Annotated in this window: 18 protein-coding genes; 17 read left to right on the plus strand and 1 reads right to left on the minus strand. The window is 40.4% G+C overall.

Translation table 11 applies throughout. The annotated features are described in order from the left end of the window. Positions 1-3: 3 nt before the first annotated feature. The gene (locus DL92_RS19270; protein WP_051625339.1) at positions 4-3,258 is read left to right on the plus strand and encodes an energy-coupling factor transporter ATPase; all 3,255 of its coding nucleotides are present in this window, start codon (positions 4-6) and stop codon (positions 3,256-3,258) included. Next, positions 3,255-4,910, plus strand: a complete 1,656-nt coding sequence (locus tag DL92_RS19275) for an ABC transporter ATP-binding protein (protein ID WP_034469159.1) — start codon at positions 3,255-3,257, stop codon at positions 4,908-4,910. The genes DL92_RS19270 and DL92_RS19275 overlap by 4 nt, the downstream gene beginning before the upstream one ends. Positions 4,911-5,240: 330 nt before the next feature. Here DL92_RS19275 and DL92_RS0112610 read toward each other — a convergent pair whose 3' ends face one another. Beyond that, positions 5,241-5,672, minus strand: coding sequence for a flavodoxin (locus DL92_RS0112610; RefSeq protein WP_026667907.1), 432 nt, complete (start codon positions 5,670-5,672; stop codon positions 5,241-5,243). A gap of 232 nt (positions 5,673-5,904) precedes the next feature. Between DL92_RS0112610 and DL92_RS0112615 the strand changes: the two genes are divergently transcribed. From DL92_RS0112615 to DL92_RS19280, 15 genes are all read left to right on the plus strand, one after another. Continuing rightward, entirely contained in the window at positions 5,905-6,456 is a 552-nt protein-coding gene (locus tag DL92_RS0112615) for a DUF3793 family protein (protein WP_026667908.1), read from the plus strand. A gap of 168 nt (positions 6,457-6,624) precedes the next feature. Next, entirely contained in the window at positions 6,625-8,391 is a 1,767-nt protein-coding gene (locus tag DL92_RS0112620; RefSeq protein ID WP_026667909.1) for an ABC transporter ATP-binding protein, read from the plus strand. After that, positions 8,388-10,142, plus strand: coding sequence for an ABC transporter ATP-binding protein (locus DL92_RS0112625; protein ID WP_026667910.1), 1,755 nt, complete (start codon positions 8,388-8,390; stop codon positions 10,140-10,142). The genes DL92_RS0112620 and DL92_RS0112625 overlap by 4 nt, the downstream gene beginning before the upstream one ends. A gap of 2 nt (positions 10,143-10,144) precedes the next feature. Beyond that, the gene (locus tag DL92_RS0112630) at positions 10,145-10,762 is read left to right on the plus strand and encodes a TetR/AcrR family transcriptional regulator (protein ID WP_026667911.1); all 618 of its coding nucleotides are present in this window, start codon (positions 10,145-10,147) and stop codon (positions 10,760-10,762) included. A gap of 78 nt (positions 10,763-10,840) precedes the next feature. Continuing rightward, positions 10,841-11,608, plus strand: a complete 768-nt coding sequence (locus DL92_RS0112635) for a ZIP family metal transporter (protein ID WP_026667912.1) — start codon at positions 10,841-10,843, stop codon at positions 11,606-11,608. 19 nt (positions 11,609-11,627) lie between these two features. Beyond that, a complete protein-coding gene (locus DL92_RS0112640; protein WP_026667913.1) occupies positions 11,628-12,596 on the plus strand; it encodes a helix-turn-helix domain-containing protein in 969 nt (322 codons plus the stop codon). A gap of 101 nt (positions 12,597-12,697) precedes the next feature. Beyond that, complete coding sequence (locus DL92_RS0112645) at positions 12,698-13,303, plus strand: MptD family putative ECF transporter S component (protein WP_026667914.1); 606 nt, start codon at positions 12,698-12,700, stop codon at positions 13,301-13,303. Positions 13,304-13,420: 117 nt separating this feature from the next. Then, entirely contained in the window at positions 13,421-14,194 is a 774-nt protein-coding gene (locus DL92_RS0112650; protein WP_026667915.1) for an energy-coupling factor transporter transmembrane component T family protein, read from the plus strand. After that, positions 14,191-15,657, plus strand: a complete 1,467-nt coding sequence (locus tag DL92_RS0112655) for an ABC transporter ATP-binding protein (protein ID WP_026667916.1) — start codon at positions 14,191-14,193, stop codon at positions 15,655-15,657. The genes DL92_RS0112650 and DL92_RS0112655 overlap by 4 nt, the downstream gene beginning before the upstream one ends. 25 nt (positions 15,658-15,682) lie before the next feature. Beyond that, complete coding sequence (locus tag DL92_RS0112660) at positions 15,683-16,306, plus strand: DUF6796 family protein (RefSeq protein WP_026667917.1); 624 nt, start codon at positions 15,683-15,685, stop codon at positions 16,304-16,306. 146 nt (positions 16,307-16,452) lie between these two features. Then, positions 16,453-17,037 (plus strand): MptD family putative ECF transporter S component, encoded by a 585-nt coding sequence (locus DL92_RS0112665; protein WP_026667918.1) that lies wholly within the window; start codon positions 16,453-16,455, stop codon positions 17,035-17,037. Next, positions 17,037-17,756 (plus strand): energy-coupling factor transporter transmembrane component T, encoded by a 720-nt coding sequence (locus DL92_RS0112670; protein WP_026667919.1) that lies wholly within the window; start codon positions 17,037-17,039, stop codon positions 17,754-17,756. Before DL92_RS0112665 ends, DL92_RS0112670 begins: the two co-directional genes overlap by 1 nt. Before the next feature lie 8 nt (positions 17,757-17,764). Continuing rightward, positions 17,765-19,270 (plus strand): ABC transporter ATP-binding protein, encoded by a 1,506-nt coding sequence (locus tag DL92_RS0112675; RefSeq protein ID WP_026667920.1) that lies wholly within the window; start codon positions 17,765-17,767, stop codon positions 19,268-19,270. Between the two features lie 115 nt (positions 19,271-19,385). Next, on the plus strand, positions 19,386-20,480 hold the full coding sequence (locus DL92_RS0112680) for a saccharopine dehydrogenase NADP-binding domain-containing protein (RefSeq protein ID WP_026667921.1): 1,095 nt from the start codon (positions 19,386-19,388) through the stop codon (positions 20,478-20,480). 2 nt (positions 20,481-20,482) lie between these two features. Further along, positions 20,483-21,589, plus strand: coding sequence for a Gfo/Idh/MocA family oxidoreductase (locus DL92_RS19280; RefSeq protein WP_074462764.1), 1,107 nt, complete (start codon positions 20,483-20,485; stop codon positions 21,587-21,589). The last annotated feature ends 1 nt before the right edge of the window (position 21,590 follow it).

The raw sequence follows: 21,590 nt of genomic DNA on the forward strand, positions 1-21,590 counted from the left end.
AAAATGATTAAGATAGAAGACGTTTCATTTAGATACGCCGGCGAAAGTAAAGGCGGAAATGGAATCAAAAATATAAATCTTACGATTAAAAAAGGCGAATTTGTAGTTCTTTGCGGAAAGAGCGGATGCGGTAAGACAACGCTTACGAGAGTGATAAACGGACTGATACCGCATTTCTATGAGGGCGAGATGGAAGGATGCGCATATATAGATGGTGCAAATGTGACCAGGCAGCCACTTTCCGATATCTCCACGCTTGTCGGTTCAGTTTTTCAAAATCCGAAGAGCCAGTTTTTTCATGTAGATACAACGGGAGAGCTCTTGTTTGGATGTGAGAATCACAATATGTCAAAAGAGCTGATGGAAGAGCGTCTCAATGAAACTGCGGATGTTCTTAAGATAAGACCGCTTCTTAACAGAAATATCTTTGAACTGTCGGGCGGAGAAAAACAGCAGATAGCCTGTGGCTCTGTATATGCTTCGGATCCCGAGGTATTTGTCATGGATGAACCTACATCCAACCTCGACAGAAAAGCGATTAACAGGCTTCATCAGATACTTTCCAAACTAAAGTCCGAAGGAAAGACAATTGTGGTGTCCGAACATCGTTTGTATTTCTTAACGGATCTTGCGGACAGATTTATCTATATAAACGAAGGAAGAGTAGAAGGTGAATTCACGGCAGATGAATTTAAAAAGCTGTCAAATAGAGCGCTGTCCGAAATGGGACTTAGAACAACAGATCTTTCTACCGTTACGGGTAGACCGCTTGAGGTGAAGGCTTCAAAGCCTGTAATAACGATAAGCGATCTTTCGTGTCAGAGAGATAATTCCAACATCCTCGATGTGGATGATCTTAAGCTTCCGTCTAAAAGTGTTGTGGCTTTCATAGGAGACAACGGAACAGGAAAAAGTACACTTGCTGAGGCGCTCTGCGGAGTTCTCGGTTCAATGGGTACTGTGAGTATAGATGGCAGGGTTTTGGATGACAAGCAAAGAGCGAAGTCCTGTTTCATGGTCATGCAGGATGTAAACAGACAGCTCTTTTGCGAATCTGTAATGGAAGAACTTAAGCTTAACAGTGATGTCAGCGATGAGCGTGCACTTTCCGTTCTTAAAAAACTTGGAATAGACGCCCTTAAGGACAGGCATCCTTCTTCACTGTCGGGAGGACAAAAGCAAAGAGTTGCAATAGCTTCTGCACTCTGTTCCGGCAAGAAGATTATATTTTATGATGAACCCACAAGTGGTCTTGATTATGTAGGAATGGAGAGCTTTTCGAAGCTTGTAAGAGATACGGAGTCCGATGTTGAAACATCGATAATAATCACTCATGATCTTGAGCTTATTTTAAACTGTTGTACTCATGTGGTTCACATGGAACAAGGAAGACTCGTGTCGGTTTATCCTTTGGACGAAGCAGGTATCAATAAAGTCAGATACTACTTCACGACAGAAAGTGAAGAGGCTCATACAAGCAAAAGAGAATCAGGCTCTGCGATGAGCAGGATCATAAACAGAATGGGAGCATATAAAAAACATTTTTACGGCGCCATAGTCTGCATGATACTTGGTGTTGCGGCAGGTATAGTTCCTTATGCGATGCTTTATAAGATAACGGATAAATTTCTGTCAAAAGACATTTTTACCTTTAAGGACGTCTGCATTCCTATAATCGTTATCTTTTTGGGGAATGTCCTTAATATGCTCCTCTATACCCAAGGCCTGTCATTGTCACATATAGCGGCATTTAATACGCTCAAGGCAATAAGGATAAAGCTAAAGGATAAACTAAATAAACAGTCTCTCGGAACAATAAGACAGATCGGCACAGGCGCTCTTAAAAAGGTATTTACCGATGACATTGAAGAAATAGAGGTAATTCTTGCACATGCAATTCCTGAAGGAATATCCAATCTTTTGGTTTCTCTTGGAATCATTGTTTTCATGTTCAGAGTAAACTTCCAGCTTGCTCTTGTGGCATTTATCGTAGTGCCGTTGGGACTTCTTTGCATGAAGCGGATGTATGATGACGGCGTTGAGAGAATGGGCGGATATTTTGCCGCTGCAAAGCGAATGAACAATTCCATTGTCGAGTACATCAACGGAATGGAAGTTATCAAGGTATTTAATTACCAGAGTGAATCTTACAAGAGCTATGAATCGAGCGTACTTAATTATCGGAACTTAAGCCTTACCTGGTATAAAGTATGTTGGCCATGGATTGCGCTATACATGAGCCTTCTTCCCAATATGCTCTTGTTCGCGCTTCCCGCAGGAACAATCATGGTAATGTCAGGCGGCGCGACGCTTAACGATTTTATTCTTATCATTTGTCTGTCACTTGCAATCGGACCGAATCTCTTAAGAGCTCTTTCTTTTGCATCATATGTGACTCAGATTAATTACAAGATCCAGGCGCTTGAAAGAGTGCTTGACAGAACGGAATTGTGTGAAGGCTGCGAGAGTTTTTCGGGAGATGAAAAGCTTGATATTGAGCTTAAGAATGTACATTTTTCATACAAGGACAACGAGGTTCTTAAGGATATTAGTTTTGTTGCAAAAGCGGGAGAAATGACAGCGGTTGTCGGAGAGTCAGGAAGCGGAAAGTCGACTATAGCAAGACTTCTTGCGCATCAGTATGATACCGACGGCGGAAGTATAACCTTTGGCGGGAAAAAGATTACCAATCTAAGCTTATCGGAACTTAATTCCAAGATATCTTTTGTGTCGCAGGATGTATTTCTTTTTAACAGAAGTATTATGGAAAACATAAGAATCGGAAATCCCGAAGCCACGGATGAGATGGTCTTTGAAGCTGCGGGGAAAGCTGCGTGCGATGAGTTCATAAAAAAGCTTCCCGAAGGATATAATTCCAAAGCAGGTGATGCAGGAAAAAGGCTCTCAGGAGGTGAGAGGCAGAGAATAGCGCTTGCCAGAGCAATCCTTAAAGATGCACCGATCGTAATACTTGATGAGGCAACTTCTTCTGTTGATATTGAAAACGAAGATAAGATCAACAAGGCGATAGATGAGATCATAAAAGGAAAAACAGTCATCGTCATAGCACATAAACTTAGTGCGATGAGAAATGTCGATAAATTCGTGCTTATCAAAAACGGAAAAGTTGTAGCCGAGGGCAATAAAGCCGAGATCATGAAGAATGAGTACTTCAAACAACTCTATAAACTTTCCAAGGACGCGGAAGATTGGATGGTCAATAACTCGGGAGAAGTTAAGGAGGAAGAAGCAATATGATAAAGCAGATAAGAAGAATCATACGCCTTGCGGGAAAATATAAGACAAGGATAAGGCTTGCATATCTTTTTTCCTTACTTCGCGCAATATGTACATACGGCCCATATTCACTCTCGGTATACATAATAAAGCTTTTGTATGAAAACAAGATGACTATGGAAAAAGTCGGAATGTTGATCGCTGTTATGGCAGCGTTGTTTGTCGGACAAGTTTTCTTTTCGTACATGTCGGACAGACTTCAGTCTACTGCCGGATATTTGCTTTTTTCCGACCTTAGGATAAGCTTGGGAGAAAAGCTCCGTCACATGCCAATGGGATTTTTTACCGACGGAAATATCGGAAAGATCAGTACCGTTCTTGCGGTGGACATGGGCTTTATCGAGACAAATTGCATGAACACGATTTCCTCGTTTGTTGGTGATATCTGTTCTGAAATTTTGGTCATATCGTTTATGACTTTTCTTCATCCTTTACTTGGGGCGTTTACTCTTTTAATGAGTCTTGTGATCGTGCTTATAGGTAATATTTCCATGAGACATGAGCAAGCGGAGGCAGACGGAAAACAGGAACTTAACGAGGAGCTATCAAGTCACGTTCTTGAATACATTGAAGGAATGGGCGTAATAAAGTCCTACAACATGGTTGATCGTGAATCTACCGATATCGAGAATGCATTTGAGAAGATGAAGGATGAATGCATAGCATTTGAAAAAAAGGTCACTCCGAGCCTTAGGATCATGGAGTTTGCAAACGCTGTCGGAGTTCTTTTGCTTATTTCTTTGTGTATAAGACTGTTTGGTATCGGCGAGATAGAAAGATTCAGAGCGCTTGCCGTTTGCATGTTTTCTTTCGGTGTTTTCAGACCGATCAAGGAAGTGTATCTTCAGGTTACAAGGTTTGCTGTTATGAACAGCAGCCTTAACCGAATGGAAGAGATTTTTGATCTTGAAGTTTTGGATGAAAAAGATATTGCGACAATCCCCAAAAAAGCTCCCGTTGGTGTTCCGGAGATTGAATTTAGAGAAGTATCTTTTGCCTATGAAAAAGAGAGCGTGCTGGAAAACGTTTCCTTCAAGGTAGAAAAGAATACCATGGCTGCACTTGTCGGACCTTCGGGTGGCGGAAAAAGTACCGTTGCGAGCCTTCTTACAAGATTTTGGGATGTAAACGGCGGAAAGATAATGATACGAGGTGTCGATATAAGGGATGTGCCTCTGGAAAATCTTATGGATAACATAAGCGTGGTGTTCCAAAAGGTTTATCTTTTCAAGGATTCCATCTATAACAACATAAGAATGGGAAGACCCGACGCCACCCGCGAGGAAATCATCGAGTGCGCAAGGAAAGCAAGATGCATGGATTTCATAGATAAGCTTCCCTACGGGATTGATACGGTAATCGGTGAAGGCGGCGCGAGTCTATCCGGCGGCGAGGCACAGAGAATTTCTATCGCCCGTTGTATCCTAAAGGATTCACCTATAGTAATCCTCGATGAGGCGACAGCCAGCGTCGATGCCGACAACGAAGCGTATATCCAAGAGGCAATCGATGAGCTCTGCCTTGGAAAGACACTCCTTGTAATCGCACACAGACTCAACACAATAAAAAATGCCGATGCCGTATTCAAAGTGGAGAATAAGACAGTGGCATAAAGATTTAGAAGACGTGAAGCATATCTATCGCTCACGTCTTTCTCTATATAGAGAGAAACGCCGAGCTTTGAAAAGCTCGTTTTTTGTATTTGCTGCCCTTTTCATAGACAGCCCGGCCGCAAAGGTATATATTCGGAAATGCGTTGTATTCGTACGAGGCGATGTTTTTCAAGATTCATAAATGAAGCGAGCTCGACTGCTTCGAACAACGCTGAGAGGAGAGCTCGCTTCATTTATGAATCTTAGAAAAACACAACGAAGACGTACACAACGCATTTCCGAATATATACCTTGCGGCCGGGCGTAAGGAAAGGCAGCTACACAAATTGCTTATGCCTGCGCAAGCTGTCTTCCGAGGTCTTCAAGGGCTGAAATGGTATCTGCATCGGGTGCTCCGTTAGCCATTACTCCTTCGCCGCCAACGATAGTTGCGCCTGCAGATGTAAGTCTGTCCTGCCAGTCACGCATCCATTGGCCGTCTCCCCAGCCGTATGAACCAAAGAGCGCAATCTTCTTGCCGCTTGCAAAACCTTCATAATCAGCCATGAAAGGCTCAACTGTTGTCTCTTCGAGAACTTCTGCTCCCATAGCGGGGCAACCGAATGCGATAACAGTATCTTTTGCTGCATCAGCTGCGCTGATAGCGTCAAATGTTGTTACCTCAGCTTCGCCGCCTGCACTTGTGATTCCGTTTGCCACTGCATCGGCCATTGCCTGAGTATTTCCTGTTCCACTCCAAAAAACTACTTTAACTTTACTCATAAAAATGATCATCCTTTCTGAGCAATTTCGCGAGTCATGCTCTTGAAAAATACGTTAGCAAATGCTAACATAAATATCAATAAAAAAACATGATAATATTTTTCAATATTTTACTGATTGAGAAAGTGCCATAAACATGCAGGAAAAGAGAGTATTCTGCATATGCGTTAGGTGCAGCTAACACAACGTATGATGCCAATTATCAAATTAGAAAAAATGATTTGGAGGAGTAATGGGAGATCAATTACTTATAAGTCTTTGTTCACCGACTTTGGCGGGGCTCAAAACAGGAAATCTTTTTACTGTCGATATCGATGACAGGGAGAGTTTTAACAAAGAAGTGAGAGACTTTAATTACAGGTTTGCGAAGAAAGGACTGCGAATGATACCCGTAAAGTATTACGAAAAGCGAGTCCTCGTCTATGTTTACAGACCTGATTTTTTAAAAAGAGATTTTGCGAATAAAGAAGTATGCAAAGTCCTCAAAGAAAAGGGCTACTCATACAGTAACGCAGATCTGTGCGTTGCGGAACTTGCAAAGCATTTAAGACAGGATTCAAAGTTTCCGCATGAGATAGGTCTTTTCCTTGGATATCCCGTGACAGATGTTTTGGGATTCATGAAAAGCCCTGATGAGGGCGTGAAATACACAGGTTTCTGGAAAGTTTACGGCGACACCAAGTCAGCGCTTGAGACATTTGATAAATACAAGAAGGTTACAGAAATCTACAGCACAGCGCACAGAAACGGAGTACCTTTGGAGCAACTTACTGTTGTCTGCTGAGAAAACTTATCAATACCAAAATCTGAACTGTATTGACTTTACAGTTATATGAGGTAGTATTAAAAATCGTAGATGATAATAATTGAATTATTAATAATTTGATTATTATCATCTACGATTTTTTATTATTCTGTTAGCAATGCCTAACGATAAAAACAGGAGGGAGCAATGTTTAAAAAGGTTTTGGAGTACACGGGGAAGTATAAGAAATATACTTTTCTGGCAATGTTCTTGTTGTTCGTAGGACTGGCATTTAATGTCTTACAGTTCGTAGCTATTTATAAAATGATAGATGGCGCGACAGGAGGAGAGACGAGTATTTCATTTTATGCGAAATGGTCAACTGTCATGCTGATATGCGGTCTTGTATACGTGGGATTTTATATTTACGGATTGGAAAGATCCCATTTCAGTGCCTATAACACACTTAAGAATCTGAGAATATCTCTTCAGAAAAAGATGGAAAATCTTCCGCTCGGAGAAATTCAGGAACTTGGTGTAGGTTCGCTTAAGAAAGTATTTATTGATGATATTGATAACATGGAGCTTCTCATTGCACATGCACTTCCGGAAGGATTTTCAAATCTGATTGTACCGCTTCTTGTAATTATCATCATGTTTTTTGTTGATTGGAAACTTGCGCTTCTTTCGCTTGCGTCTCTTCCAATCGGTATGGTTGCTATGTTTGCAATGTATGGTGCGGGAACAAGCAAGATGGGAGATTATTATGCATCTGCTCAGAAAATGAATGATACCATTGTTGAGTATGTAAACGGTATGGAAGTCGTAAAGATCTTTGGACGTGACGGCGACAGCTACAAGAGATTTTCCGGTGATGTCATGAGTTACAGAGATTTTACTCTTGCATGGTACAAGATCTGCTGGCCATGGATGGCTTTGTACGGAAGTTTTCTTCCCTGCGTGGCTCTTTTGACACTTCCTATCGGAGGATATTTTGTATATACGGGAAGTTCAACGCTTTCAAACTTCCTGCTTGTTATGTGCATGACTTTCTCTATAGGACCTACTATTTTAAGAGCGCTTACATTTATGAGTGTTCTGCCACAGCTTAACTATAAGATCACATCCTTGGAGAATATCCTTTCGGCTGAGCCTCTTAAGCAGGGAACAAAGTCCTTTGAGGGAAAAGACCATTCGATTGAATTTAAGAATGTAAAATTCTCTTATGACAAAAAAGTGGATGTAATAGAAGATGTAAGCCTTACAATTCCGGAAAATACCGTAACGGCGCTTGTAGGTGAGTCGGGAAGCGGAAAGTCAACCCTGGCAAAGATTCTTGTTCATTTCTATGATGTTACCGGAGGAAGCGTAAAGATAGGCGGACAGGATATTACAGATATGACATTGGAAGCTTTGAACCGTGAGATCTCTTTTGTTTCACAGGAACAGTTCCTTTTCAACATGAGTATTATTGAGAACATCAGGCTCGGCAAACCGGGAGCTTCCGATGAAGAAGTAATAGAAGCTGCAAATAAAGCACAGTGTGCTGAGTTCCTTAAAAGACTTGATAACGGAATATATTCTATGGCAGGTGCCGCAGGAAAAATGCTGTCGGGCGGAGAGAGGCAGAGAATCGCACTTGCGAGAGCTATCTTAAAGAATGCGCCTATTATTGTTCTTGACGAAGCTACTGCATTTATGGATCCGGAAAATGAGGAAAAGATGAATAATGCAATAGCAGAGCTTATTTCTGACAAGACGGTAATCGTAATTGCTCACAGATTATATTCAATCAAGAATTCAGACAAGATTGTGGTTATGAAAAGCGGCAAGATACAGGCAGAAGGAACACATGATGAACTTCTTAAGAATTCTGAGATGTATGCAAATCTTTGGGAGTTGTCTGAAGGAGCAAAAGAATGGTCGGCTGCAGATAAAGGCAGCAAGGTCACAGTGAAGGAGGCATTTGCATGATCGGGGCAATAAAAAGAATTATAGATTGTTCGGGAAAATATAAGGGAAGGATACAGATTGCATTTATATTTTCATTTTTGAAATCAATTCTTCAGAATGCGGTAATTGTATTGACGGTTCTGATGGTTGATGAATTCTTTAAGGGTACGCTTGTGCCCGGAAGTTTTGTAAAATATGGATTTATGCTACTTGGATGTGTTATTGCGCAGGCTCTTTTTATCCATCTTTCAGACAGACTTCAGTCGGCTGCGGGATTCATGCTCATGGCTGATATGAGAATAAAGCTTGGTGAGCATTTAAGAAAGCTTCCGATGGGATATTTTACAGCAGGAAACATCGGTAAGATCAGCTCGGTTCTTTCAACAGATATGGTATTTATTGAGGAAAACTCAATGATGACACTTGCGGATACTATGAGCTATCTTTTCTCAGCTGCAATCTTTACAGTATTCATGCTTGTTTTTAATCCGGCGCTCGGCGCAGTTGCACTTATAGGATCATTGGTTTTGGTTCTGGTCGGTGAAGTGAAATACAGAAGAGGAATAACTCTTTCAGGTGAAAGACAGGAGCAGAGCGAAAGACTTACAAAAGCAGTTCTTGATTACATCGAAGGAATCGGAATCACCAAGACTTACAATCTTCTCGGAGATAAGTCAAAAGAAATGAGTGACAATTTCGAGAAGTCTTGTAAGGAGAGTTTAAGATTTGAAGGCAAGATGATTCCTTTGGGAATTGCCATAAATATCATTTTTGAGATCTGTTCTGTAGCGCTTGGTTTTGTGGCTTCAATCCTATTTTTAAACGGAACAATAGATATAACAGCATTTCTTGGAGTAACTCTTTTCATGCTTAATGTATTTATTCCCTTGAGAGTTGCGTATATGGAGTCTGAGAAGCTTACGATCATGGATAAGTGCCTTGACAGGATTGAAGAAGTTATGAATGAGCAGGAACTCTCTGATTCGGGAAATAAGAAGATCGGCGGTGCAAAAGAAGGCGTGCCTGCAGTTGAGTTTAAGAATGTAAAGTTCTCGTATGATGCAAAAGAAACTATAAGCAATGTTTCATTCAAAGTTAATGAGGGTGAGACAATCGCACTTGTAGGACCTTCCGGAAGCGGAAAGAGTACACTTGCCAATCTGATGGCAAGATTCTGGGATATAAATGCGGGCGATATCCTGATCAACGGAACAAGCATAAAAGAAGTACCGCTTAAGAACCTTCTTGAACAGATCAGTATGGTGTTTCAGAATGTATATCTTTTCAAAGATACCATTTACAACAATATCATCATGGGAAGACCTGATGCGACAAGAGAAGAGGTTGTTGAGGCAGCCAAGAAGGCAAGATGTTATGACTTTATCATGAGCCTCCCCGATGGATTTGAAACTATGGTTGGTGAAGGTGGAGCATCGCTTTCGGGAGGTGAGAAGCAGAGGATATCAATTGCAAGATGTATCCTTAAGGATTCTCCTATCGTTATCCTTGATGAAGCAACAGCCAGCATAGATGCGGATAATGAAGCTGCTATCCAGCAGGCAATCTCAGAGCTTTGCAAAGGAAAGACACTTATCATAATCGCACACAGACTTAAGACCATTAAAGACTCTGATTGCATCCTTGTTGTCAACAATGGTAAAATTGTTGAAAAAGGAAAACACGACGCGCTTATGGAAAAAGACGGAATTTATAAGAACTTTGTACAGATCAAGAATTCCGATTCCGGATGGTGCAAAAGAAAGATTGGCTGATTATGGCAGTTAGAGATACCAGCATAGATCCGAGATTATTGGAAAGTGCAAGGAAACATTTTAGGGAAAAAGGGTTTCTCGGTGCACAGCTTTCCGATATATGTAAGGATGCAGGAGTTACCACAGGAGCAATTTACAATAGATATAAAGGAAAAGAAGGCTTGTTTGAAGCAGTTGTAAAAGACACGGTCGACAGTATGAACAGCATCTTGGAGGAAGCAAAGACTGTTGATCCAAATAAGCTTTCAGATAAGGAACTTATAGGAGTTTGGGATAATACCGAGGAGAACACAAGACTTTGGAATAAGCGGCTCATGGATATGAAAGACGGACTGGAACTGGTTCTTAAGTGTTCAGAGGGGACTAAGTACAGTCATTTTCACGAACAGTGGCTTGAGAAAATGTCTGATATAGACTATGACTACTTAAAAGCATTGCAGGACAGGGAACTTGCAGATAAGAAAATTTCTCGCAAGGAGCTTCACGTGCTTGTCTCGGCATTGTGGAAGTTGTACACGGAACCGATTGTTCATGGTATGTCTGATAAAGAGATTGAACATCACTGCAAAGTGGTCGGAGATCTGTTCAACTGGTCCAAGGCGGTTGGAATCAAAAAATAATGTGATAAAATGAGGGAGAAAGCGTTTGCTTTCTTCCTCATTTATTGAGCAGAACACTTAACTTAACGAGGTATTTTTATGTTTCAGATTATTTTGATTCCGTTTTTGGGAACTGCGCTCGGAGCTGCGACAGTATTCTTTTTTAAAAAAGCAATAGGAGAAAAGATGCAGCGTGCTCTTACCGGATTTGCATCAGGTGTGATGGTTGCGGCTTCTTTTTTTAGTTTGTTATTGCCGGCGCTTGATCAAACGGCAGATATGGGAAAAATGGGATTTGTTCCCGTATCCATAGGATTCGGCATAGGAATGTTATTTCTTCTTGTGCTTGATGTTGTGACTCCCCATATGCATCTGGATAAACTTGAAGAAGGCCCAAGGAGCGGACTAAAGAGAACAACTAAACTTGTCCTTGCCGTAACTCTGCACAATATTCCCGAAGGAATGGCAGTTGGAATAGTTTGTGCGGGATGGATGTATGGAAACAGTGCCATTACTTATGCGGGAGCACTTGCTTTGGCACTGGGTATTGCAATACAGAACTTTCCTGAGGGAGCGATAGTTTCAATGCCGCTTCTTGGTGAGGGAGTGCCAAAAGGGAAAACTTTCCTGTATGGCGTACTGTCGGGAATAGTTGAGCCAATCGGAGCAATTCTGGTAATAGTCGCATCCGGAGTACTTATTCCAATGATGCCGTATCTTCTCAGTTTTGCGGCGGGAGCGATGATCTATGTTGTAGTTGAGGAATTGATTCCTGAGATGTCTGAAGGTGAACACTCCAATATAGGAACGGTATGTTTTGCGGCAGGGTTCATTCTTATGATGGCACTTGATGTAGGGCTTGGTTGATACAGGTTTTGGTGGAACGATGAATAACAGCAGATACATGAATTCAGTATATTCTGATATGAACGATAGCTTACCCAAGGCATTTTTTATGGATATTCCCAAAGAAATCGGCAACGGGAAAATTAAAAGTACGTATACCGGGCAAGGAATAGTTCTTACTGATTGGAAGATGAATTATCTCTCTGATGCGAATGTTGAAGGCGTCAATAGCGATAAGTATATTCAGCTTATGTTTTGCCTTAGTGGAGAAGCATTTTGGGAAGTCGAGGGTGACAGCAGGACGTATGAGATAAAAAAAGGCGAGATGCGTCTTTGGCCCGGTAGCGGGAAAAATGAATATATGTGTTATAAGAAAAATACGGACTTCGTATTTAGAACAATAAAACTTCCGCTTGAATATTATAATCGCATTATTGAGGGATATCTTGATGAAGATAAGGAGAATATATTAAGTAGAGGCATATTGGAAAATAAATCCAATATGCCTCTGACGCCATATGTTGATTTTATTTTGGAACAGCTGGACGGATTTAAGGAGTATCAAGGATTTCTGAGTGATATGTATCTTGATGGTAAGATTTTAGAACTTCTTACGGTTTATCTTAAGGTTGTTTTTGATGAGGGGCATATGGATAAAAGATATTCCGATATTTCAAAGACCGATCGGGGCGCTCTTATCGAAGCAAAGAAAATAATAGATTCGTGCGAAGACAGGATTCCTACGTGCAAAGAACTTGCATCGGCAGTTAACTTAAGTGTTTCAAAATTTTCCAAGATTTTTTCAAAAGTATATGATAAACCGGTTCATTCTTACATAGTTGAAAAGAGACTTGAAAATGCTGCATATATGCTGATTAAAACGGATATGAGCATTGGAGAGATCGCATTTAAAAGCGGATATTCGAAACCGAGCAATTTCTCCGCGGCATTTAAGAAAAGATACGGTGTTCTTCCAAAGGAATACAGAACCGATTTTGGGTATAATTAAACCGTTTTTGGGTTTTTATTTGATCATGGCGAATTGTATAATTCTTCTCGTGGTTAGCTATTGCTAACGTAATAAGAGTCTTACATGGGAGGAATTAGGGTATGAAAAATACTAAGCTTATCGGAAAGGATCTTATCCTTACGGGAGCACTTACAGCACTTATGTTTATTATCTACATGATCATCAGTATTGTTATGAGTCTTGCGGGACCTGTTACCAACGTTTTCTATCCGCCCGCTGTTTCAGTTGTAAATGGTATTGTTATGATGCTTCTTTTGGCAAAGGTGCCAAAGTATGGAGCACTTTCAATTGCAGGAGTTATACAGGGACTTCTTTCATTCCTTGTAGGCGCATTCTGGACTGTAGGAACAGGCCTTATTGTCGGAGCTTTATTAGCTGATTTCCTTATTATCGGAAAAAGAGAGATCACAACAGGAAAGATGATCGCTGCATATTCGGTATTTAGCGGAATTTTCACATTCGGGGCCATTGCACCCATGAATATTCTGAGAGATGCATTCATGCAGACAACACTCAGAAATGGTCTTTCACAGGAGTATGTTGACGGCCTTATCAATATGACACAGTGGCCTATGCTCACAGTTATTATTATTGCAGGCTTCATCGGAGGACTTGTCGGAGGCTTCATCGGACTTAAGGTGCTTAAAAAGCACTTTGTAAAGGCAGGACTTGTGCAGGCAGCATAAGTATTAAAATTCCAAAAAAGAATGTAATTTTCCAAGATATATTGAAAAAGGCTGATGCTTTAAGGGCTCAGCCTTTTTGCTCATAAATAAAGAATATCTTTTTACGGAGTATTTATTATGAATCAATCTATAAGAGAAAAAATACTTGCGGTATCTTTTCATGGAACTGCGAGACTTGATCCCAGACTAAAGCTTTTATTGCTGATAATACTCGGATGTGTCAGCTTTTTTATAAATGGAGATATACCTGTATTACTGCTGATGTTGTCGGTTACGTTATTTGTAATGGCAGGCAGTGATCCCGGTTGGGGAATAAAGATGTTAATAACTTATCTGGTCATCTCATATCTGAATACGTGTCTCAGATATCTGACGATTCCGGTGCTCAGCCTTATGATAAGTATCTTCGGAGTTACGGTGCTTAAGATGATTCCCATCATTACTTTGGGAAGATGGGTGATAAAAAGTACGTATATGGATGAACTTACGGTGTCGTTCGAAAGAGCAGGTATGCCGCTTACGGTGATCATTCCTTTTGTTGTTATGTTTAGGTATATACCTACTCTTGCAATAGAGTATAGGATGATCAGGAATACCATGAGGATACGGGGGGTGAGCGATACGGTGTTAAAAGTATTAACTCACCCGTTTGCGACCGTCGAATACATACTGATACCGCTACTTATGAGATGCCTTAAGGTTTCAGATGAACTTGCGGCTTCAGGTACCACAAGGGGAATGGAAAGAGAGAATAAGCGCCATGCACTTCTTAAGATAAAATTTGGTGCTAAAGAATATGTTATTCTTGCATGTACGCTTTGCCTGGTCATTGCTCTTTTTGTGGCAGACAGGTCTGAGATAGGCCAATACATATTATGGAGACAGGGATGATTAGATTTGCAGATTTTTCCTTCTGCTATGAAGGAATGAATGAAGATACATTGAAGAATATAAATATGGAGATAAAAGACGGTGAGTTTCTCTTGCTCACGGGAAGAAGCGGCTGCGGAAAGTCAACCTTACTTCGTTCGTTAAACGGACTGATTCCACATTTTTATCCCGGGGAAACAAAAGGAGATCTTTTATACGGAGAAAAATCTTTGCTCAAGATGCTTCCTTCTGAGATTGCGGGAAAGGTAGGTACGGTGTTTCAGGATCCGCGCTCTCAGTTCTTTATGACCGATACGACAAGGGAGCTTGCTTTTGGCTGTGAGAATATGGGTTATGAGCGCGAAGAGATAATAAGCAGAGTTGAGAAAGCGGTGACCGATCTTGAGCTTGAACAGTATCTTAATCGAAGTATTTTTGCGCTATCAAGTGGTGAGAAGCAGCAGATAGCAATTGGCTCTGTATATGCACTTGCGCCAAAAGTATACATATTTGACGAACCTTCTGCAAATCTCGATCATGAGGCTACAAAGCGCCTTGCGGGAATAATGAAGAAGCTGAAAAGTGCAGGATATACGATAATTGTCGCAGATCACAGATTTTATTATTTAAGAGATCTTATTGATAGCGTCATATATATAGAAAATGGCAGTATAGTTGCAAGATACACGGGAAAAGAGTTTTGTGAGCTTGATAAAACGCTGAGGATTCATAAGGGACTAAGAACAGTTTATCCCGAAAAAGAAATCGATAATAAGCAGGATGATAAATTGGCTGTGAAATCGAGGCTTGGAGGACATAAGCTTAAGGTTGAAAATCTTTCTTTTGAATATGAAAAGAAGCAAAGGATACTTGATAATATTTCATTTGAAGCGTCTCCCGGAGATGTTATAGGTGTTATCGGACATAACGGAGCGGGGAAGACAACATTGATTTCCGTACTAACTGGAATATTAAAAGAGAAAGGCGGAAAGGTGTATTATGGTGGAAAGAAGCTTTCACCTGCAAACAGGCGCAGGTTATCTTATCTTGTAATGCAGGATGCCGATTATCAGCTCTTTACAACAAGTGTGGAAGAGGAACTTACGCTTGGAATATCAGATGTTGACAGTGACCTTGTTTCAGGTACGCTTGATAAGCTTGCACTTTCAGAATATAAAGATAAACATCCGGCAGCTCTTTCGGGAGGGCAAAAACAGCGTGTTACTATCGGCGCATCTCTTATAAAAAACAGTGAAGTGCTTTATTTTGATGAACCGACAAGCGGACTTGATTATGATTCTATGATAAGGGTAAGTGAACTTATAAAAGAGCTTTCAGGCGGCGGAGCCATTATTTTTCTTGTATCACATGACTTTGAGTTTATCACTCACACATGCACAAGGATGTTTGATCTGGATGCAGAGAAGATGCTTGATGTGAATAAGGGAAATTTGCAGATGCTTGCGAAGAAGTATTTTGCATAAAATATAAATATAAAAAGGAGCAGGTATGACAACAGTAATTACAGTAGGCCTTATAGGAGCGCTTCTTATGTTCTGCGGAGACATGACCTTATACTTTGATAAGGATGATTATGTGCAAGACGGAACAATAAATCCTATTATTGATATTATGAAAGAGCTTCCTCCAAAGCGTGTTATGCTTGGCGGCTTGATAGGGCCTGTAGCGGCGTTTCTTTATTGTATAGGCTTTTATCACATTGTACTGATTACGGATGAGGCATTTCATAATGCTGCGTTTGCGGCATTTTTGCTAAGTTGTTTCGGTATTATTGCAGGAGGTGCATATCACAGTCACTGTGCTTATCTTGGACTTCTTGGAGCAGATGAGCATCGAGACGGTTTAGATATAGCCATGAAGTATTTTCAGAAGCTTGCACTTATATTGTATGCAGGTGAAGGCTTGGGACTTCTGATTTTGATAGTTCTGATAGCTTTAGGAAAGACAGTGTTCCCGCAGTGGATGGCACTGATATCTCCCGGAGTTCTTTTTCTTTTAAAGCCATTATCAAGGAAACTCCCCAAGGGACTTCATATGGTCATATGCGGAGGGTATACTAATTTCATTTTTATTGTGTATTACGCTGTGGCTATCATGCAGACTTTGTTATAATCAAAGAGGAAAGTCATTTAGTTTAAACGCTAAATGGCTTTTTTTATCAAGTAGGGAAATAATCCTCATAGTTTTATTGACAGGGAGTTTGGTAAGTGATATAAAACGATAGTTAGTTCTTGCTAACTGAAAGGGGAGTAAAATGTATGGAAAAAAAATTTGAAATCAAAGATCTTATTACAGTAGGAGTATTTTCGGCTCTTTACTTTGTAGTCATGTTTGCGGTAGCTTGTTTTGGCTTTATTCCCATTTTTATGGTTTTCACGCCGTTTCTTTGCCCGCTTGTGGCAGGAATTCCGCTTATGCTTTATTTTTCAAAAATTAAGCATTTTGGAATGATAACTATCACCGGTACATTAATTGGAATTATCATGTTCGTTATCGGACATCCTTATCCGATCCTTCTTTTCTGTATAGGTGCAGGTCTTTTAACAGAAGTTATTTTAAAGATGGGGAACTATCAGAGCATTAAGCATTGTGTGGCAGGTTCGGCGGTTTTCAGCTTGTGGTTCCTTGGCATGGTTATAGCATTTTTCTTTAGTTTCCGTGAAGCTTATTTTGCCAGCATTGTTGACGGATATGGACAGGAATATGTTGAAGCTATGAAGAGTTACACTCCTACATGGGTATTCTTTGCAATGATTATTATGTGCCTTGTTGGTGGTGCAATCGGTGGACTCTTGGGAGCTAAGGTACTTAAAAAGCATTTTCGTAAGGCGGGTATGGCGTAATGGAATTTGGAGTATGTAGCGATAAGTCCAAAGCTTTTATAAGGTTGGATCCGCGAAGCAAACTGCTCCTTCTTATGGCGATATCTATTATTATGATAGGCGGAACCACAGTAGGGATAGAGGGGGTGCTGCGTATTATTTGTGCGGCAATCCCTTTCTTGTTGCTGCTGAGTATAAGGCAATACAAGGCGGCAACCATATATTTACTGCTTTTAGGAACGGCACTATTTTGTGAAAAGCAAGTGGCACCCTATACTCATGGGATGTGCAATATTATCCTCATGATGATTTGCGGTTTGATTACCAGATTTGTTGCCGGTTATATGATGGGGTGGTACACAGTTAAATCCACATCTGTAAGTGAATTTATAACGGCTATGGAGCACATGCATTGTCCTTCATTCATAAGCATTCCTATATCAGTTATGTTTCGCTATTTTCCAACTTTATCAGAAGAATACAAATCAATAAATGACGCGAAAAGGATGCGAGAGTTGGGGCACCCATTAAAGCAGCCTTTGACTTATGTTGAATACATATTAGTGCCACTTATGATGTCTACGGTCAGAATAGCAGACGAATTATCAGCGGCTTCATTGTCTAAAGGTCTTAGTGCAGGAGAAAAACGCACGCATATCTGCGAAATAGGTATAGGATCGATTGACATAGTGGCTATCATTGGCTCTATAACGATGTTTGTTTTATTTTTAGTTTATTAGGTGAGAAGATGATAGAATTCAAAAATGTTTCGTACTCGTACAATGTAGTTGATGCAGATGGCAATGCAGTTGATAAAGGTGGAGTTTCCAATATAAACCTTACCATAGCAGATGGAGAGTTTGTTGTTTTAACCGGTGGTTCGGGATGCGGCAAGACAACAATAACAAGAATGATAAACGGACTTATTCCCCAATACTACAAAGGTACTATGGACGGAACGGTAGAACTAGATGGCAAGGATATCTCTGAAACGCCGATATATGAAATAGCAAAACATGTCGGCAGTGTATTTCAGAATCCACGATCTCAGTTCTTTAATGTAAATACCACTGATGAGATTGCTTTTGCATCAGAAAATCAGAGGAGAGTTCCGTTGGAGATAAAAAGCTCAATAAGAGAAACTGCATCTTCAATGTCTATAGAAAGATTGTTAAACAGAAATATATTTGAGCTTTCCGGAGGCGAAAAGCAAATAATTGCTTGTGCAGGGATTAACGTGCTATCACCGGATATAGTTGTTCTTGATGAGCCCTCTTCTAATTTGGATTTTTATGCCATAGAAAGGCTAAAGGAAATTCTGCAGGACTGGAAGGCTCAGGGCAAAACGATTATTGTTGCCGAGCATAGACTTTTCTTCTTGAGAGAGTTGGCTGACAGATTGCTGATAATGCAAAATGGAGAAATTATCCATGAACTGAATAAAGAAAGGATTTCTACCATTAGCAGTGCTGAGACTGAAAAGCTTGGAATCAGACCATTGAGGCTGGACGATCTGCAGACAGATTTCCAGCATAGAGAGCAATCAGATATAACAATAACTCTTGAGAATTTTTGCTTTTCATATAGTGATGGTGAACACGGTATAGACATACCTGAATTAGAGGTGCCTTCCAATAGCGTTATTGCAGTCATTGGGCATAATGGCGCGGGAAAGAGCACCCTCGTAAGAAATATTTGTGGCCTTGAAAAGAAGTTCAAAGGCGTAATGCGATATGGCAAGAAGACCTTGAAAAATAAAGAGAGGTTGCATAACTGCTATATGATTATGCAGGATGTAAATCATCAGTTATTTACAGAAAGCGTAAAAGATGAAGCGGTGCTTAGCATAACAGACGCCTCTCTTAGTGAGGAAGAAAAAGAAAAAAAAGCACTTGATATTTTGTCTCAGCTTGATTTGTATGAATATGCTGACATTCATCCTATGGCTCTTTCCGGAGGGCAGAAGCAAAGAGTGGCTATCGCTTCCGGTTTAGCCTCCGAAAAAGGGGTCATGATATTCGATGAGCCAACAAGCGGACTTGATCTTTCTCACATGAAACAGGTATCAGACGAATTGATCAAGCTGCGAAAATTGGGCAAAACAGTTTTTGTTGTAACTCACGATTTGGAGCTGATACTGTCTTGTTGCGACAGAGTGGTTCATCTGGAAAAAGGGGCAGTTATGGAAAACTATGATATATGTGAGAGTAACATTTTAAAGCTTAAAGCTTTTTTTGGAAAAGAAGCTATGTAAAGCATGTGCCTGATCCAGCGTGACTGGTCGGGCATATCTTTTTACTGAAAAGTGGAGGAATTACTGCAACATAAAGTTAGTTTAAGCTAACTAAAGGTGAGAGGGAAATAATTTTATGAAAAATGTTGGAGTTCTGGGAGCAGCCGGAAGTGTTGGAAGGTACGCCCTAAAGTATCTTACAGATACAGAAAAATATAATGTTTTTGCTTTTGGGCATAAAGAAGAAAAGATTAAGGGCGACAGCTTCTTCAATAATCTTTCAAAGGTGAAATGGACCTTTGGAGATATGCAAAAAAAAGAAAATCTGATGGAGTTTATAAACGGCAAGGATGTTATTTTAAATGCCATGTTTTGTCCGGAAGATATAAGGATATTTATTTCCGAAATCTGTGAGACAAAAGGAATTCCTTGCGTGGATACAGGAATTCCATCCTGTGAATTAACTAAACTTCCGAAGAAAACTCTTTATATATATGGGGCAGGTGCTCTTCCCGGATTATCAGCGGTGATAGGAGTATATGCAGCCGGAAACTTCAAAGAAATAAATGAATATGCTCACATCACATCAATGGACGGCCTTTTTTCAAGGGGCGCAGCGTACGATTATCTGGAAGGTGTGAGCAAAGATGTTCTGGAAAAGAAAGCACCTACAGAAATACGTAAAGACGTTACAATCCCCTTTATCGGCAATAATGATCTGCGACAGTATCAGGATTCGGAAACGGAGGTAGTGGCTCGTGTCACAGGATGTAAAGGTTGCCGTCATTACATTGCTTTTGGGAATACAAATATGCAAAAGGCTGTGGAGCATTCTGTTTTGACTTTTCCTGATAAGCCAAAAGAAGCAGTGGAACAGCTGATGTTACAAAGTCAGCTTAACTATAGCCGTTCAAAAGAGCATATGGCATTCCTGATTGAGGTAAACGGTTGCGACATAAATGACGAGAATAAAGTCCGATCAACAGTTGTGAAATTTACTTCCTCACCGGCTTTAACGGGAATTTCAGCCGGGATAGTGACAGAACTTGTTGCTAAAGAAAAGATTATTAAAGGGGCTTTTTGTTTTTCACAGTTTCCGGCAACAAATCTATATGAAAAATATATTGATGATATTGTGGATAGACTGCGTAGTTCGCCGGAAATGTTAATGTTCGAAGAATTTGACCTTAGACTTGATGACTTAAATACAGAAATGACTGGAGAGATATGATTGTGAAAAATAAGATTAAAGCAATTGTTTGCGGAACGACCTTTGGGCAATTCTATTGCGAGGCATTAACCTTGTTATCAGATGAAATAGAATTTGTTGGAATTTTATCTACAGGCAGTGAACGTTCAAAAAGATGCGCAGCTAATTATGGGGTTAATTCCTACACTTCTATAGACGAGCTGGAAGATGATATTCAGTTGGCCTGCGTTGCAGTTAGATCAGGTGTTCTGGGAGGAAATGGCACCGAACTGGCAGAAGCTTTGCTGGAGCGGGGGATAAATGTAATCCAGGAACAACCGGTGCATTACAAAGATGCGGAACGATGCATACGTGCAGCAAAGAAAAACAAAGTCTTATATCGTATAGGAGACCTGTACGAGTTCTTACCAAATATAAAGTGCTTCATAGAAAGTGCGAAGGCAATATGCAGTATATCAAAGCCAATCTATCTAGATATAGGCGGAGCATCCCAAGTGACTTATCCGCTTGTTAGAATTCTTTCTGAGGCTCTACCGTCGATGAGACCATTTGAAATTAAGCAGGTGGGTAGAGATTCTCATCCTTTCGATGCAGTATCGGCGTCAATCGGAGGAGTGACTGCTTTAATGCAGATTCAAAACGAAGTAGCTCCGGATGATCCCGACAATTTCATGCATTATCTTCATCGTATAACAATTATCACTGAACAAGGCAGGCTTTGTCTTGAAGATACCACCGGTGGGGTTATGTGGTATGGGAAGATGTTTGTTCCTGTTCACGACGCAAATACAACAATTCATGCTGATTCATCCACAGATACAAGCATGTCCTTGCCTCAACATATCCGCTTATATGAATCAAAAGAGAATAGTTTTTTTGAAGTGTTTAAAGCGCAGTGGATACCTGCTATAGCTGAGGATATTAGCTGTATGTTGAAGCTTTGCAGAGAAGAAAACAAGGCTGAAGCAGGAAGCTACTATACCAAAACGGTGTATTCGGCAAAGGTGTGGCAACAGTTGACAGCGGAGCTGGGATTTCCTGAGCTTATACAGGCAAGTAATAACGAGGAATCTGATGTTACCAAAACAATAAAAGATTTGCAGAAAAAATACATAGGAGAGAGTTTGTGAT

The sequence above is a fragment of the Butyrivibrio sp. AE2005 genome (assembly GCF_000686965.1).
Classification (GTDB): domain Bacteria; phylum Bacillota; class Clostridia; order Lachnospirales; family Lachnospiraceae; genus Butyrivibrio; species Butyrivibrio hungatei_A.